The 15,908-nt window shown below is 60.6% G+C and carries 18 protein-coding genes; 9 read left to right on the plus strand and 9 right to left on the minus strand.

Going from position 1 to position 15,908, the window contains the following annotated elements; all coding sequences use genetic code 11:
* From HX899_RS13305 to hslV, 6 genes are all read right to left on the minus strand, one after another.
* Nucleotides 1–2,135: malate synthase G (locus HX899_RS13305; RefSeq protein WP_181292789.1), on the minus strand; the 2,135-nt coding region annotated here is incomplete at its 3' end.
* 86 nt (nt 2,136–2,221) lie between these two features.
* Entirely contained in the window at nt 2,222–3,634 is a 1,413-nt protein-coding gene (locus HX899_RS13310; protein ID WP_138332016.1) for a cytochrome P450, read from the minus strand.
* A 48-nt stretch (nt 3,635–3,682) separates the two neighbouring features.
* Nucleotides 3,683–4,630, minus strand: coding sequence for a DUF1402 family protein (locus HX899_RS13315; protein ID WP_138389312.1), 948 nt, complete (start codon nt 4,628–4,630; stop codon nt 3,683–3,685).
* Nucleotides 4,631–4,921: 291 nt separating this feature from the next.
* Nucleotides 4,922–6,229: an ATP-dependent protease ATPase subunit HslU gene (gene hslU, locus HX899_RS13320; RefSeq protein WP_129422190.1), complete on the minus strand. Its 1,308-nt coding sequence runs from the start codon at nt 6,227–6,229 to the stop codon at nt 4,922–4,924.
* Nucleotides 6,226–6,738 (minus strand): GNAT family N-acetyltransferase, encoded by a 513-nt coding sequence (locus HX899_RS13325; RefSeq protein WP_138332013.1) that lies wholly within the window; start codon nt 6,736–6,738, stop codon nt 6,226–6,228. The genes hslU and HX899_RS13325 overlap by 4 nt, the downstream gene beginning before the upstream one ends.
* The gene (gene hslV / locus HX899_RS13330) at nt 6,725–7,252 is read right to left on the minus strand and encodes an ATP-dependent protease subunit HslV (protein ID WP_012759582.1); all 528 of its coding nucleotides are present in this window, start codon (nt 7,250–7,252) and stop codon (nt 6,725–6,727) included. The genes HX899_RS13325 and hslV overlap by 14 nt, the downstream gene beginning before the upstream one ends.
* A 156-nt stretch (nt 7,253–7,408) precedes the next feature.
* Between hslV and hisB the strand changes: the two genes are divergently transcribed.
* The 9 genes from hisB (at nt 7,409) to coaA (ending at nt 12,931) form a co-directional block, all read left to right on the plus strand.
* The gene (gene hisB, locus HX899_RS13335) at nt 7,409–8,017 is read left to right on the plus strand and encodes an imidazoleglycerol-phosphate dehydratase HisB (RefSeq protein ID WP_181292645.1); all 609 of its coding nucleotides are present in this window, start codon (nt 7,409–7,411) and stop codon (nt 8,015–8,017) included.
* Nucleotides 8,018–8,039: 22 nt separating this feature from the next.
* A complete protein-coding gene (locus tag HX899_RS13340; protein ID WP_181292646.1) occupies nt 8,040–8,525 on the plus strand; it encodes a DUF2628 domain-containing protein in 486 nt (161 codons plus the stop codon).
* A 2-nt stretch (nt 8,526–8,527) separates the two neighbouring features.
* Nucleotides 8,528–9,178 carry an imidazole glycerol phosphate synthase subunit HisH gene (hisH, locus tag HX899_RS13345; protein WP_029874585.1) on the plus strand — a complete coding sequence of 217 codons (651 nt, stop codon included), beginning with the start codon at nt 8,528–8,530 and terminating at the stop codon, nt 9,176–9,178.
* Between the two features lie 141 nt (nt 9,179–9,319).
* Nucleotides 9,320–9,502 carry a hypothetical protein gene (locus tag HX899_RS13350; protein WP_029768237.1) on the plus strand — a complete coding sequence of 61 codons (183 nt, stop codon included), beginning with the start codon at nt 9,320–9,322 and terminating at the stop codon, nt 9,500–9,502.
* The gene (locus tag HX899_RS13355; protein WP_138389315.1) at nt 9,499–10,056 is read left to right on the plus strand and encodes a hypothetical protein; all 558 of its coding nucleotides are present in this window, start codon (nt 9,499–9,501) and stop codon (nt 10,054–10,056) included. The genes HX899_RS13350 and HX899_RS13355 overlap by 4 nt, the downstream gene beginning before the upstream one ends.
* Nucleotides 10,057–10,062: 6 nt before the next feature.
* On the plus strand, nt 10,063–10,809 hold the full coding sequence (gene hisA / locus HX899_RS13360) for a 1-(5-phosphoribosyl)-5-[(5-phosphoribosylamino)methylideneamino]imidazole-4-carboxamide isomerase (protein ID WP_138389316.1): 747 nt from the start codon (nt 10,063–10,065) through the stop codon (nt 10,807–10,809).
* Nucleotides 10,810–11,598: an imidazole glycerol phosphate synthase subunit HisF gene (gene hisF / locus HX899_RS13365; RefSeq protein ID WP_138389317.1), complete on the plus strand. Its 789-nt coding sequence runs from the start codon at nt 10,810–10,812 to the stop codon at nt 11,596–11,598.
* Between the two features lie 17 nt (nt 11,599–11,615).
* On the plus strand, nt 11,616–11,939 hold the full coding sequence (locus HX899_RS13370; protein ID WP_017962659.1) for a phosphoribosyl-ATP diphosphatase: 324 nt from the start codon (nt 11,616–11,618) through the stop codon (nt 11,937–11,939).
* Nucleotides 11,936–12,931 (plus strand): type I pantothenate kinase, encoded by a 996-nt coding sequence (gene coaA, locus HX899_RS13375; RefSeq protein WP_003544165.1) that lies wholly within the window; start codon nt 11,936–11,938, stop codon nt 12,929–12,931. The genes HX899_RS13370 and coaA overlap by 4 nt, the downstream gene beginning before the upstream one ends.
* A gap of 111 nt (nt 12,932–13,042) precedes the next feature.
* On the opposite strand, the gene HX899_RS13380 is transcribed toward coaA, so the two are convergent.
* The 3 genes from HX899_RS13380 to HX899_RS13390 all read right to left on the minus strand — a co-directional run bounded on the left by HX899_RS13380 (nt 13,043) and on the right by HX899_RS13390 (nt 15,824).
* Entirely contained in the window at nt 13,043–13,660 is a 618-nt protein-coding gene (locus HX899_RS13380; protein ID WP_171600315.1) for an alpha-ketoglutarate-dependent dioxygenase AlkB, read from the minus strand.
* Between the two features lies 1 nt (nt 13,661).
* The gene (gene arfB / locus HX899_RS13385; protein ID WP_025396530.1) at nt 13,662–14,105 is read right to left on the minus strand and encodes an alternative ribosome rescue aminoacyl-tRNA hydrolase ArfB; all 444 of its coding nucleotides are present in this window, start codon (nt 14,103–14,105) and stop codon (nt 13,662–13,664) included.
* Nucleotides 14,106–14,213: 108 nt separating this feature from the next.
* Entirely contained in the window at nt 14,214–15,824 is a 1,611-nt protein-coding gene (locus HX899_RS13390; RefSeq protein ID WP_138389319.1) for a phosphoenolpyruvate carboxykinase, read from the minus strand.
* Between the last annotated feature and the right edge of the window lie 84 nt (nt 15,825–15,908).

Consider the following 15,908-nt stretch of genomic DNA (forward strand, 5'->3'; position numbering starts at 1 on the left):
CGGTGAAGCACCGGCTCGGTATAACCGTTCGGCTGTTCCCTACCCTTCAGGACGAGATCGAGGGCGGCCCGGAAGGCGACCGAATCGTCAAAATTGCCGGCCATCGGCCGGTAGGCGGGATCAGACGCATTCTGCCGGTCGACGACGGCGGCCATGCGCCTCATCGTCTCGATGATCTGAGCTTCGGTGACGACCTTGTGATGCAGCCAGTTCGCCATGTGCTGGGCCGAAATGCGCAGTGTGGCGCGATCTTCCATCAAGCCGACATTGTTGATGTCGGGCACCTTCGAGCAGCCGACGCCCTGATCGACCCAGCGCACGACGTAGCCGAGGATGCCCTGAGCATTGTTGTCGAGCTCGCGCTGGATTTCCTCCGGCGTCCAGTTCGGCCGCACCGCGACCGGCACGGAGAGAATATCGGAGAGTTTGGCGCGGGCGCGATCCTTCAGCCCCTGCTGAACACGGGCGACATTGACCCGGTGATAATGGGTGGCATGCAGGGTCGCGGCCGTCGGCGATGGCACCCAGGCGGTGTTGGCACCGGCCTTCGGGTGGGCGATCTTCTGTTCGAGCATTGCCGCCATCAGATCCGGCATCGCCCACATGCCCTTGCCGATCTGGGCGTGGCCGGACAAGCCGCATTCGAGGCCGATGTCGACGTTCCAGTTCTCATAAGCGGAAATCCAGGCCGCCTGGCGCATGTCGCCCTTGCGAATCATCGGGCCGGCTTCCATCGAGGTGTGGATCTCGTCGCCGGTCCGATCGAGGAAGCCGGTATTGATGAAGACGACGCGCTCGCGGGCAGCACGGATGCATTCCTTGAGGTTGACGGTCGTGCGGCGCTCCTCATCCATGATGCCCATCTTGATGGTGTTGCGCGGTAGGCCAAGCGCATCTTCAACACGCGAGAAGATTTCGACGGCGAAGGCCACCTCTTCCGGCCCATGCATCTTCGGCTTGACCACATACATGGAGCCGGTGCGGGAATTCTTCCGCCGGCCGGAGGGACCAATATCATAAAGCGCGATCAGGCCGGTGATCACAGCATCCATGATGCCTTCAGGCACCTCGTTGCCGTCGCGGTCGAGGATCGCCGGGTTGGTCATGAGGTGGCCGACATTGCGCACCAGCATCAGCGAGCGGCGGTGCAGCTCGAAGGCGGCACCATCCGGGCCAGCATATTGCAGATCCGGGTTGAGCTTGCGGATGAAGCTCGTTCCGCCCTTTGCCACCTCTTCCTGCAGGTCGCCCTTCATCAGGCCGAGCCAGTTGCGATAGACGGTGACCTTGTCCTCGGCATCGACAGCGGCAATCGAATCCTCGCAGTCCATGATCGTCGTGATTGCCGATTCCAGCCAGACATCGGAAATATCAGCCGGATCGGCTTTCCCGATCGTCGTCGCCGCATCGATGACGATTTCAATGTGAATGCCATTGTTCTTCAGGAGAATATGCGTGGGAGCGGCGGGATCGCCGCGATAGCCGGCAAAACGCTTGCCGTCCGTCAGCATGGCCTGCTCGCCATCGATCGATCTGACGACCAGCGCTCCATCCTTGACGGCGAAGCTTCCGACGTCCTTCCAGCGGCAGTCCTGCAGCGGCGCTGATGTATCGAGGAAATCGCGCACCCAGGCGATGACCTTCTCGCCGCGCTTCGGATTGTAGCCCTTACCCTTCTCGGCGCCATCGCTCTCGGGAATGGCGTCCGTGCCGTAGAGCGCATCATAGAGCGAGCCCCAGCGGGCATTGGCGGCGTTCAAGGCGTAACGGGCGTTCATGACGGGAACGACGAGCTGCGGGCCGGCGATCGAGGCAATCTCCGGATCGACATTGTCGGTCGAAACCTGGAAGTCCGATCCCTCAGGCAGCAGATAGCCGATTTCGCGGAGGAAGGACTGGTATTCGTCCATATCCGCCGGGGCGCCATGCCGACGATACCATTCGTCAATCTTTACCTGCAGTTCGTCGCGTTTTGCCAGCAGCGCACGATTTTTCGGGGCGAGGTCGTGGATGATCGCCGAAAAATCGGCAAAGAACTTGTCCGCATCGACCGCCAGACCCGGCAGCACCTCCTTGACGAGGAAATCACGAAGGACGGTTTCGATGGCAAGACCGTTCTTATCAACGCGGCTCATGCGACATTCTCCCTGGCAACGACTTTTGAATGCTGCCACTTTGCCCGGCTTTCATTCATAGTCAATTCTGCAATAATTCGAAAGATTTATGCCTTCGTGGAAATTGTGCGCGGCGTCACGCGCATCGGCAGTCCATTCTGCGGCTGCGTCGTCAGCTTCTGCACCGGCCAAGGATTGGTCTGATCGGTGGAATCGAAGCGATAACGATGCATCAGGACAGCAAGCGCGATCACTGCCTCCTGAAGTGCAAAGGTTGCGCCGATGCAGACACGCGGGCCAGCGCCGAAAGGCAGGAACTGAAAGCGGCCGATAGAACCGCGATTTTCCGGCAGGAAGCGTTCGGGCATATAGGCGCGCGGCCTGTCCCAGTGAAGTTCGTGGCGATGCAGCGTCCAGGGCATGACGAGCACCGTGACACCGGCCTCAAGCTCGACCCGCTCCCCCTTGGGGCTTGTCCAGGAATCATCTGATATGGCGGCGCGATTGATGGATGGCGCCGGCGGATAAAGGCGCAAGGCCTCCTCAAAGGCGGCGCGCGTCTGCGGCATCATATCCAGCCATTCCACAGGTTTGGCCCCGGTGGCGAGCACCGCGTCGATTTCTTCCTCCATCCCCTCGCGGATATGCGGGCTGTTCGATACGCAATACAGCGTCCAGGCCAATGCCCGGGCTGTGGTTTCATGCCCCGCGCCGATGAAGGTCAGGATATTGTCTTCGATCTCTTCTTTGGTCAGCCCGTCGGGGCCGGCCTGCTCCAGGAGCAGGGTCAGGAAATCCTCGGGCGCGCTGCTGCGGTCTGCCTTCATCTTTGCAAGCCGCATATCCATCGTGTTGCGCACGATGGCTCGGAATTTCTCCAGCACTTTCTGACCGCCGATGCGTGTCACACGTGGAACCCAGGAGGGAGCGCGCATCAGATCCATCGGATCGACGCGGCCCATGCGATGCAGGAGTTCATTGACGTCGTCGGCGAAATGGCCGCTCGATGTGACGATTTCGCCGGAGAACAATGTGTCTGCCAGAATCGCGAAGGTCAGCTCGGTCATATCGGTGCTGATATCGAAAATTGCGCCTGCCTCGCCTGCGCCCTCATATTTGCGGGCATAATCTTCGGACTGGCGCAGCATCTGCCCGGCAAAGCCTTGGGCATGGCGGGGCGTGAAAATAGGCGCCACCGCCTTGCGCGATCTTTTCCAGACAGGACCTTCGGCGGTCAGAAGGCCGTCGCGGAGGATCGGACGCAGGACGAGCTGGCGCACATCCGACATGCGGTAATTATTGGCATTATCAACAAGCACGTGCTTGATCAGGCCGGGATCATTGACGATCAGCGTCCTCTGGCCGAAGAAATTGGTGCGGATCCACGGCAGCGTGTAGGACGGCTCGCCCCAGAGTTCGAGCGGATTGCGCAGGATGATGCGAATGATTTCCAGCCGGCTCGGCGGCACGGTACGCGGCAGCGGTGCTGGCGGGACGAAGGGGTCCGGACGCATGTCCATCGTAAAAGCCTTTCGGGGAAGATCTAGGCCTTCCCGGCAAGCTTGAAGCTAGAGCAGGCCCTTGAGTTCGTCCAGCTTGTCGTTGATCAGCCAGCCGTAATAATTCTCTTCCGGCCAGACCGCCGCACCGGCGCCGCGGTTTTTCGCAGCAAGTGCTGCGGCGCGCTGGCGCGAATTGCCGACATTATAGAGCGTCGCCGTCAGGCCGGGATTGCCCGAGATATCCATGCCGGCGATCTCCTTGTAATCGTCGATCGACCTGCGGATCGAGGCCGCGACGAAGGCGAGCGAGATATCGGGATCCATGATGGCCCTGTAGACGGCGCCGGCATTCTTCTCGTTCAGCTTCGGATAGCCGGACACGCGGGTCACAAGATCGGAAAGCATCAGCGCCGTCAGCGGATTGACCTGGCCGAGGCCGAAGGTCTGGCCGGCATAAAAGGGCTGGAAGAAAACCGCGCTGAAACGGTTGTTAGGGAAGCTCGTGCCACCCACCGTCTTGCCGCGGAAATCGGTTTCCCAGACATCTTCGCGGCAGGACCAGAGCGTGTAGGAATCGCTCTTGCCCTTGCATTCGGAAAATTGCGGCCGCGCCACGAATTCGTCGACGCTTTCGCCATCATAAGCGAAGCGGAAGCTTTCTCCGGCATAGGAGGCAGCCTTGACATAATAGGCCTGCAGCCGGTCGTAGGCATCGACATTATAGGTGTGTTCGCCGACGATCGCGCCGACGACATGGATCGGATTGATGCCGTAAGCGCTGGAGATCTTGCGGATCTTGCTCATCAGCTCGCGATCGGTCGCCAGAAGCTCATGAACCTTTTCGTATTTCAGATCGAAGCTGCTCTTGGTGCCCTTGGTGCGCCGGATGGAAGCGCCCGGAATATCGGGCTGCTCGGCATGACGATTGCCCGCCGGCACCGTCTGCATTGCGAAGGCAGGCGCCGAATTCACCAGGGCAACGGCAATCATAAGGCTTGTCAAAAGGCGTCGCACGATCCGTTATCCCGTCCGTTCCATCGTCCTGTTTGTGATGCGGCTGCCTGGACCAGAATCTTGGCCGAATAAAGCCGAGCGGAAACAAACCGGGCCTTCACTACAGCGCCGCGCGTCTTTTCGAGACGCGCAAAGGACGCTGTAGCACTTTGAATTGCTGCATAATTTTATCCCTAAATCGATTCCGATTTAGGGAATTATGCAGTAGAAAGTAAAAGCCCCGTTGTCGAGAGTCGCGTTCGTCACAATCCGTCATTCATGCCGGGAAAGACATGAAGCGGTGCGTCGATATCACAGAATGAAGCGCGAGAGATCGGTATTCTGTGCGAGATCGCCGACATGTTCGCGCACATAGGCAGCATCGATCGTCACGGCCGTCCCGCCCCGATCTGGCGCGTTGTAGGAAATATCGTCCAGCACCCGCTCCATCACCGTCTGCAGACGGCGTGCGCCGATGTTTTCGACGGAGGAGTTCAGATGCACGGCGACATCGGCAAGCGCGTCGATTGCGTCGTCGGTGAATTCGAGGCTCAGGCTTTCCGTCTCCATCAGAGCGCGGTACTGGCGGATGAGGCTCGCTTCCGTCTCGGTCAGGATCCGGCGGAAATCATCCTTGTTCAGCGGACGCAATTCGACACGGATCGGCAGGCGGCCCTGCAATTCCGGCAGAAGATCCGAGGGTTTGGAGACATGGAAGGCGCCGGAGGCGATGAACAGGATATGGTCGGTCTTCACAGGCCCGTATTTGGTCGAAACCGTCGTGCCTTCGACGAGCGGCAAGAGGTCGCGCTGCACGCCTTCGCGTGAAACGCCGGCGCCCATGCCGCCGTCGCGGGCGGCGATCTTGTCGATTTCGTCGAGGAAGACGATACCGTCATTCTCGGTGGAGCGAACAGCTTCGCGCTGGATCACTTCGTTGTCGATCAGCTTGTCGGATTCGTCACGGATGAGGTCGCCATAGGAAGCCTTGACTGTCGTGCGAACCTTCTTGGTGCGGCCGCCCATCGCCTTGCCGAACATTTCCGACAGGTTCAGCACGCCGATATTGGCGCCCGGCATGCCGGGAATTTCGAAGCCACCCATGCCGGAACCGGCATCGGCCACCTCGATATCGATTTCCTTGTCGTCGAGTTCGCCGTCCCGGAGCTTCTTGCGGAAGTTTTCGCGCGTGGCAGGCGATGCCGTGGTGCCGACCAGCGCATCGAGAACGCGCTCCTCGGCGCTCACATGCGCCTTGGCCTGTACCTCGGCCCGCTTCTTCTCGCGCACCAGGCCGATGCCGACCTCGACGAGGTCGCGGATGATCTGCTCGACATCGCGGCCGACATAGCCGACTTCGGTGAACTTGGTGGCTTCCACCTTGATAAAGGGCGCGCCTGCGAGTTTTGCCAGGCGGCGGGAGATTTCCGTCTTGCCGACGCCGGTCGGGCCGATCATCAGGATGTTCTTCGGCATGACTTCGTCTCGCAGGCTCGGATCGAGCTGCTGGCGGCGCCAGCGATTGCGCAGCGCAATCGCAACGGCGCGTTTGGCATCATGCTGGCCGATGATGTAGCGATCGAGCTCGGAAACGATCTCGCGGGGGGAAAAAGTGGTCATTGCGTATCATTCTCCTGGCGGTCCAGGGCCATCAACAGCGCCCGGCCGTAATTAGTCGTTGTTTCGCCAAGTCCTTGAAAGCCCGCCTTGGTATAGGCTCTGATTGCGAATGCATTGTCAGGATGCGGATCGACCAGGATCCGCTGCGCGCCCTTTGCAAAGAGCATATCGCAGAACCCTATCATAAAGGCCGGTCCATGACCTTTGCCCGCGAGTTCCTCGATGCCAATGAACTGGTCGATGCCGTAGGTGCCCTTCGGCTGACCGGCGAGCGCTTCATCGTCCTCGTCGTCGAGATCGGCCGCCTGGATAAAGGCGAAGTCCTTTCCATTCAGCGTGACGATGAAGCACGAGACGGAGGCCGCATCGATATGCTTTTCCATCGAAGCCAGCGCCTTGGCCGGATCGCTCCACCAGCGCCTGACGTGCCGGCTTTCCAGCCATTTGGCGAGGAGCGGCAGGTCAACCGCGGCAAGCGGCCGGAAGGCATAGGGTTCAGCCTTCGGCATCCAGCGATTCCACCACGACATTGTGGTTCGTGTAGACGCAGATGTCGGCGGCGATATCGAGGGCGCGGCGAGCAATCTCTTCGGCCGATTTGTCGGTATCCATGAGTGCGAGGGCGGCCGCGAGGGCAAAATTGCCGCCGGAACCGATTGCCGTCGTGCCATGCTCCGGCTCCAGAACGTCGCCATTGCCGGTGATTGCCAGCGTGATCGACTTGTCGGCGACGAGCATCATGGCTTCGAGATTGCGCAGGTATTTGTCGGTGCGCCAGTCCTTGGCGAGCTCGACGGCGGCACGCATCAATTGACCGGGATATTGCTCCAGCTTCTTTTCAAGTCTTTCGAGCAGGGTAAAGGCATCGGCGGTGGCGCCGGCAAAACCGGCGATGACTTCGCCCTTGCCGATGCGGCGCACCTTGCGGGCATTGCCCTTCATGACGGTCTGGCCGAGGCTCACCTGGCCATCGCCCGCCATCACCACCTTGCCGCCTTTTCGAACTGTAATGATTGTTGTCATAAAACACCTGTCTGCCGGGCCGCATGCCGGCCCTGTTGAGCCCTATGTAAGTGGGCCGGAGCGGATTGCAAATGGGCCGGCTTTTCTCTTGCCCGGCTTCTGGATATTTCCCGATGCGCCTGATAAGGAACGGCCTTATTCCCGATGGAGGGCCATATGGCCGAGACCGCAGCAAGCCGCACGGGCAGCGTTTCCCGCAAGACCAACGAAACCTCGATTTCCGTTTCCGTCAATCTCGACGGCACCGGCAAATCGACGATCTCGACGGGCGTCGGCTTCTTCGACCATATGCTCGACCAGCTTTCCCGACATTCCCTCATCGACATGGAGATCGATGCCAAGGGCGACCTGCATATCGACGACCATCATACGGTCGAAGATACCGGCATCGCCATCGGCCAGGCGATCTCCAAGGCACTCGGCGACCGGCGCGGGATCACCCGCTACGCTTCGATCGATCTCGCCATGGACGAGACGATGACCAAGGCTGCGGTCGATCTTTCCGGCCGGCCGTTCCTCGCCTGGAATGTCGCCTTCAGTGCGCCGAAGATCGGCACTTTCGACACCGAGCTCGTTCGCGAATTCTTCCATGCACTCGCCCAGAATGCCGGCATCACCTTGCATATTCTCAACCATTATGGCGCCAACAATCACCATATTGCCGAGACATGCTTCAAGGCCGTTGCCCGCGCGTTGCGCACGGCGACAGAGATCGATCCGAGACAGGCGGGCCGTGTTCCCTCGACCAAGGGCACGCTGGTCTGAGCCCTTCAAGGGAGCGGCGGCAATGACATCCAGCTATATCTTCCTGACACCGCCCGGCGGCACGAGCGCCACGGCCGATGAGACGCGAACCATCCGTGATGGCTTCACGCTGCTCGGCTTCCTGCTTCCATGGGTTTGGCTGCTGGCGCATCGGCTTTGGCTGCATGCGGCCGCGGCCTTTCTGCTGCAGGGGATTGGTGGTGCGCTGATGGACGAACCCGGCCTCGGGCCGGCGGGAGCGGCAATCCTGCTGGGCGTGAATATGCTGGTCGGTCTCGAGGGCCAGAATTTCCGTGTCCGCAACCTTGCTGCCAAGGGCTGGACCGAAGACGCATTCATTGCGGCCGATACGATCGGCATTGCTGAGCAGGTCTATTTTTCGGACAAGACGGCTATCGCAGTTAGTGACGACACCGCGGCACCGGACTGGCAGAGCAAGGCCCGTCCGAACAGCCAGCACGGCCATGACACATCGCTTGGTCTCTTTGGTTTTGATGGAGGACGCTGACGATGCGCGTCGCGATTATCGACTATGGCTCCGGTAACCTGCGCTCGGCGACCAAGGCTTTCGAGCGCGCCGCCCACGAAGCTGGCATCGATGCCCATATCGATCTCACCGACAGGGCGGAGGATGTTGCCGCGGCCGATCGTATCGTGCTTCCTGGTGTCGGCGCCTATGCCGATTGCCGGCGCGGCCTCGATGCCGTGCCTGATATGGCCGAGGTGCTGATCGAGGCTGTCGAGAAGAAGGCGCGGCCGTTCCTCGGCATCTGCGTCGGCATGCAGCTCATGTCCTCGCGCGGCCTCGAGAAGACCGTGACGCACGGTTTCGGCTGGATTCCCGGTAACGTCGTCGAGATGACGCCGGATGATCCGGCACTCAAGATCCCGCAGATCGGCTGGAACACGCTCGACCTGAAACGCGAACATCCGCTCTTCGAAGGAATTCCGACGGGGTCGCAGGGACTGCACGCCTATTTTGTGCATTCCTACCATCTTGCCGCCGAAAACGCCGAGGATGTTATTGCGACGGCCGACTATGGCGGTCCGATGACCGCTTTTGTCGGGCGCGACAACATGGTCGGAGCGCAGTTTCACCCGGAAAAGAGCCAGAAGCTCGGCCTGGCCCTGATCGCCAATTTTCTGCGCTGGAACCCGTAGAGCCCGAACCCGTCAAGCATTGTTCACGCAATCCCGAAGCAAAGCGGCTACACGGTTTTGCTGGAATTTCTCCAAGGGCTGGCTTTTAATACAGCCGCCTTATTTCCCTTGTATGGAAACGGCGGAACAGGAGTGCGCTCGATGCCGGCTTCACGGAAATCAGGCAAGGTGTTCTACACGTTGCGGCCCTCCAGGGAAGGCTTGCCGCCCTTTTCTGATATCAAGCTTCCCGGCGGCACGATCATCCGCCGTGTCGACGAAGCCATCCACAGGAAGGCGCTTTCCAATGCAGCCAAGGCGCTGAAAGAAAGGCTGGACCGATGATCCATGAATCTTTCCCCGCAAACGACGGTTCGAGCCGGCGGCAAAACGGGGTCAGCGCCGGCGATATCGCCGAGGCCGTGCTGGAATTCTATATCGAAGGTGAGGACGATCTGATCGGCCTGCTCGCCTACGCACTCTACGAGCGGCAAAAGCGCGATTTCGTTCTCAGCCATCGCAAGCGAAATGCCGGCCGTTCGCCCGATGAGGCCGAGCTTGCCGCCGTCAACAGCAATTATCTCTCGACCGACCTGCGCAACACGCTGCGCGACCGCGCCTCGCAGATCCTTTCGAGTTATGCCGAAACCTATGTCGAGGCGATGGAGCCGCAGATCCGGCTGACTGCCGTCAACAGCGATGCATTGCGCCAGGTACGAAGCATCGAGAAATCGATCAAGAGGCGCCTGGGCTTCTGGCGTCAGGTCCGGGCCGGTTTTGCCGTCACCCTTCTCCTCCTTCTGCTTTTCGGCGCGGCGGCCATTGCCGCTGTCTTTTTCCAATCGGATATCGTAGATGCGTGGAATGCGCTGATGGTACCGACCACTCTACGGATGTAAGACGACATGATCCTTTTTCCCGCGATCGACCTGAAAGGCGGCCAATGCGTCCGCCTGAAGCTCGGCGACATGCAGCAGGCGACGGTCTACAACACCGATCCGGCCGCCCAGGCGAGATCCTTCGAAGATCAGGGTTTCGAATGGCTGCATGTGGTTGATCTCGACGGCGCTTTTGCGGGACATTCGGCCAATGGCGATGCCGTCGAAGCGATCTTGAAGGCAACGGACAATCCCGTGCAACTCGGCGGCGGCATTCGCACCCTCGATCATATCGAGGCCTGGCTGTCGCGCGGGCTGCGGCGCGTCATTCTCGGCACCGTCGCGGTCAGAAATCCGGCGCTGGTCATCGAGGCCTGCCGGAAATTTCCTGATCGTGTCGCCGTCGGCATCGATGCCAAGGGCGGCAAGGTGGCCGTCGAGGGTTGGGCGGAGGCCTCCGAACTCGGTATCATCGAGCTCGCCAGGAAATTCGAGGGCGCCGGCGTCGCCGCGATCATCTACACCGATATCGACCGTGACGGCATTCTGGCCGGCATCAACTGGAGTTCGACGCTGGAACTTGCCGACGCCATTTCCATTCCCGTCATCGCCTCGGGCGGCCTTGCCTCTCTCGACGATATCCGCCGCATGCTGGAGCCCGATGCGCGGAAGCTGGAAGGGGCGATTTCAGGCCGTGCGCTTTATGACGGTCGTATCGATCCCAAGGAAGCGCTGGCGCTGATCAAGGCGGCCCGGGCCAAGGAGACCGCATAAATGACCCTCAAGGCCCGTGTCATTCCCTGCCTCGACGTCAAGGACGGCCGTGTCGTCAAGGGCGTCAACTTCCTCAATCTCGTCGATGCCGGCGATCCCGTCGAAGCCGCGAAGGCCTATGATGCGGCCGGCGCGGACGAACTCTGCTTCCTCGACATCACCGCTTCCTCGGACAATCGCGAGACGATCTTCGATGTCGTGTCTCGCACGGCCGACCAATGCTTCATGCCGCTGACGGTCGGCGGCGGGGTGCGCACCATCGCCGATATCCGCAAGCTGTTGCTGTGCGGTGCCGACAAGGTCTCGATCAATTCGGCAGCCGTCAGCAATCCCGACTTCGTCACTGAGGCAGCCGACAAGTTCGGCGACCAGTGCATCGTTGTTTCGATCGATGCCAAACGCCGGCGCACGCAGGCGGTCGGCGGCGACAATCTCAGCGCCTGGGAAATCTATACCCATGGCGGCCGCAACGCGACCGGCATCGATGCCATCGAATTCGCCCAGAAGATGGTGGCGCGCGGCGCCGGCGAGCTCTTGGTCACCTCGATGGACCGTGACGGCACCAAGGTCGGCTACGATCTGGAACTGACGCGAGCGATCGCCGATGCGGTGCGTGTGCCGGTGATCGCCTCCGGCGGCGTCGGCGATCTCGACGATCTCGTCGCCGGGGTGAAGGAGGGCCATGCCAATGCGGTGCTTGCCGCGTCGATCTTCCACTTCGGCACCTATTCCGTCAGCGAGGCGAAGCACTATATGTCGAAGTGCGGCATCGACATGCGTCTCGACTGAACCTTGAAAGCGGACCTATGAGCGGATTTTCTCTTTCCGATCTCGAAAGCATCGTCGCAGAACGATCGAAAGCTTCGCCGGAGCAATCCTGGACAGCCAAGCTCGTGGCCGCCGGCCAGCCGAAAGCGGCAAAGAAGCTCGGTGAAGAGGCGATCGAAGCCGTGATGGCGGCGGTGACCGGCGACCGCGACAATCTGACCTATGAGGCTGCCGATGTGCTCTATCACCTATTGGTCGTATTGAAGATTGCTGAAATACCGTTAGAGAATGTCATGGCCGAGCTCGAGCGCAGAACCGCGCAGTCCGGCCTCAAGGAAAAGGCCAGCCGGCAGAGTTCATGAGTATCGCGACTGAGATTATCGGGGTGCCGGAAACGTTGGATCACTTCCAGTCGGAATCCTATTCGCCCTACCACTTCTTCTCTTCCGAACAATGGGCGAAATTCCGCGCCGACACGCCGTTGACGCTGACGAGCGACGAGGTCAAACGGCTGCGTTCGATGGGCGATCCAATCGATCTCGACGAGGTCCGGCGCATCTATCTGTCGCTGTCGCGGCTGCTCTCGGCACATGTCGAATCCTCGCAGATGCTGTTTGAACAGCGCAACCGCTTCCTCAGCCTGTCTGATGTGACGAAAACGCCCTTCGTCATCGGCATCGCCGGCTCGGTCGCGGTGGGAAAGTCGACCACCGCCCGTATCCTCAAGGAACTCCTGGGGCGCTGGCCTTCCAGCCCGAAGGTCGATCTCGTCACCACCGACGGTTTCCTCCACCCCAACGCCGTGCTGCAGCGGGAAAAGCTGATGCAGCGCAAGGGCTTTCCGGAAAGCTACGACACGGGTGCAATCCTGCGCTTCCTCTCGGCGATCAAGGCCGGGCGGCCGGATGTGAAGGCGCCCAGCTATTCGCACCTCGTCTACGACGTGCTGCCGGACGAATACAAGATCGTCGACCGGCCGGACATCCTGATCTTCGAGGGCATCAATGTGCTGCAATCGCGCGACCTGCCTGCCGGCGGCAAGATCGTGCCGATGGTCTCCGACTTCTTCGACTTCTCGATCTATATCGATGCCGCCGAAGACGAGATCCACAACTGGTATGTCACGCGCTTCATGCGGCTACGCGAGACCGCCTTCCGCGATCCGAATTCCTATTTCCATCGCTATGCCTCGATCAGCGACGCGGAAGCGCTCGAAATCGCCGAGGATCTTTGGGCAAACATCAACCTGAAGAACCTGCGGCAGAACATTCTGCCGACGCGTCCACGCGCCGATCTCATCCTGAAAAAGGGCAAGGATCACCTGATCGAACAGGTCGCGCTGCGAAAGCTATAGCAGCGGTCGTTAGAGCCTTTCCGTTTTTCTCCGAATAACGGACACGCTCTATCGCTTTGTTTTTACGCAATTCCGGGCGCAAAACCGCTGCGCACTTTTGCTGGAATTGCTCTAGGCGGTGGGATTGACGCGGCGAAGCGTCAGATTGATGCGGCCACCATTCTTCAGCAGCGTCGACGTCGCCGGATGGATGCGGTCGACGCCGTGGAAACACAGCCTCCCCTCGCCGCCCAGCACCACCAGATCACCGCTCGAAAGCTTGAAAGATAGCGTGCGATCATTGCGGCTGAGGCCGCCGACGCGAAAGAGGCAGCTGTTGCCGAGCGAGATCGAGACGACCGGGGCTTTGAGATCCTGTTCGTCCTTGTCCTGATGCAAGCCCATGCGCGCTTCGTCGGAGTAGAAATTGACGAGGCAGGCTTCCGGCGGCTTGTCGTAACCCGAAACGTCATTCCAGATATCGAGCAATTGCTGCGGCATATCAGGCCAAGGTCTGCCGGTTGCCGGGTGCGTGGGCTGGTAGCGATAGCCGCGCTCTTTGTCCGTCACCCAGCCAAGCGGCCCGCAATTGGTCATGCGCACGGACATCGGCTTGCCGGTGCCGGGCATGGCGGGCACATAAAGCGGCGCTTCGGCGACGACGGCACGGATCACCTCGACCAATGCCTCCTGACGCGCTCGGTCGAGGTAACTGGGGAGATGGCGGATGCCGCTCAAGAGCTCCGGCATGTCACTCACCGCTGCCGCCGCCGGGGCGGCCGCGCATTTTCTTGACTTCCGAGCGACCGGATTTTTCCTTCAGGCGGCGTTCGACCGAACCCTTGGTCGGCCTGGTCTTCTTGCGCGGCGGCGGTGGCGGCTTGGCGGCCTCGAGAATCAGTTCCTTCAACCGGTCGCGCGCATCCTCACGGTTGCGGTCCTGGCTGCGAAACCGGCTCGCCTCGATCATCAGCACGCCCTCCTTCGACAACCGCCGGCCGGCGAGCTTGATCGCATTGGTTTTGACACGATCGTTCAGGGACGGCGAATTCGCGATGTTGAAGAACAGCTGGACCGCGGTCGAGACCTTGTTGACATTCTGCCCACCGGGACCGCCCGCCAGAACGAACTGTTCCGTCAGCTCCCATCCGGCGATGGTGATCCTGTCATCGATATAGAGCGCGTCGCTGGCCATGCGGCGTTCTATCTCACATCGGCGGCGAATTGAAAATATCGGCTGTGATATGGGAAACCCGGCTATCTTGCGATGCCGGGTTTCACGTGAGTCAGAGGTTTGATCTGCCTATTCGGCAGCGACCTTTACGCCGGGGGCCGCATCACGGACGCCGCCGTCAACATGATTTTCGAACTTGGCGAAGTTCGCGATGAACATCGAGACCAGCTTTTCGGCCTGCGCGTCATAGGCTGCCTTGTCGACCCAGGTCGAGCGCGGATCGAGAATGCTGCCATCGACACCGTCGACGGAGACCGGCACGGCGAAGCCGAAGTTCGTGTCGGCACGGAATTCGGCCTGTCCAAGTTCGCCGCTGAGGGCGGCAGCGAGAAGTCCACGCGTCGCCTTGATCGGCATGCGCTTGCCGGTGCCGTAGGCGCCGCCGGTCCAGCCGGTATTGACAAGCCAGCATTGGACGCCATGACGGCCGATCAGCTCCTTGAGCAGATTGCCATATTCGGCCGGATGCCGCGGCATGAAAGGAGCGCCGAAGCAGGTGGAGAAGGTCGCTTCCGGCTCGACGACACCCTTTTCGGTGCCGGCCACCTTGGCGGTATAGCCGGAGAGGAAGTGATACATCGCCTGATCAGGCGTCAATCGGGCGATCGGCGGCATGACGCCAAAGGCATCGGCGGTCAGCATGATGATTGTCTTCGGATGCCCGGCACGGCCCGTTTCCGAAGCGTTCGGGATGAAGTCCATCGGATAGGCGCAACGGGTGTTTTCGGTCAGCGACCCGTCGTCGAAATCCGGCTCGCGGCTTTCGTTCAGCACGACGTTTTCCAACACGGTGCCGAAACGCTGCGTCGTCGCGTAGATTTCCGGCTCGGCTTCGGCCGAAAGGCGGATGGTCTTGGCGTAGCAGCCGCCTTCGAAGTTGAAGATGCCGTTCTCGCTCCAGCCGTGTTCGTCATCACCGATCAGCGTCCGGGCCGGATCGGCCGAAAGCGTCGTCTTGCCGGTGCCGGAAAGGCCGAAGAAGACCGCCGCGTCACCGTCCGGGCCGACATTGGCCGAGCAGTGCATCGGCATCACGCCCTTGGCCGGCAGCAGATAGTTGAGCACGGTGAAGACCGATTTCTTCATTTCGCCGGCATAGGAGGTGCCGCCGATGAGGACGAGACCGTTGGTGAGATCGCAGGCGATCACCGTTTCCGAACGGCAGCCGTGGCGGGCCGGATCGGCCTTGAAGCTCGGCAGATCGATGATCGTCAGCTTCGGCACGAAGCTGGACAGCGCTGCAGTGTCGGGGCGGATCAGCAGATTGCGGATGAACAGTGAATGCCAGGCGAATTCGGTCACGACGCGGGTCGGCAGAGCATGACCTTCCTCGGCGCCACCGACGAGATCCTGGACGAAAAGCTCCTTGCCCGCGGCATGCGCCAGCATATCGTCGCGCAGAACGGCGAAATGCTCCGGCGAGATCGGCTTGTTGTTGTCCCACCAGATTTCGCCATCGGTATTGATATCGCGAACGACGAACTTGTCGCGCGGCGAACGGCCCGTGTGCTGGCCGGTGATAGCCCGCAATGCGCCTTGAGCGGTCAGTTCGGCTTCGCCCCGGCGGATCGCTTCTTCATAGAGCGCGGCGGCGGAAAAGTTGTAGCGAACGCTGGCTGCGCCGCCCAATCCAACCGTTGCCAGCTCTATTGCCGGGTTATGAACTCCGAACATTTCCATGGCTAGTTCCCTTCACTCAGGCTCGTTGCCGTTAAAACTAACCGCGAAAATACGGGCAGAAATTTTAAAACACAAGATGGAAAA

The sequence above is a fragment of the Rhizobium sp. WYCCWR 11146 genome (assembly GCF_013591995.1).
In the GTDB taxonomy this organism is placed as follows: Bacteria; Pseudomonadota; Alphaproteobacteria; order Rhizobiales; family Rhizobiaceae; genus Rhizobium; species Rhizobium indicum.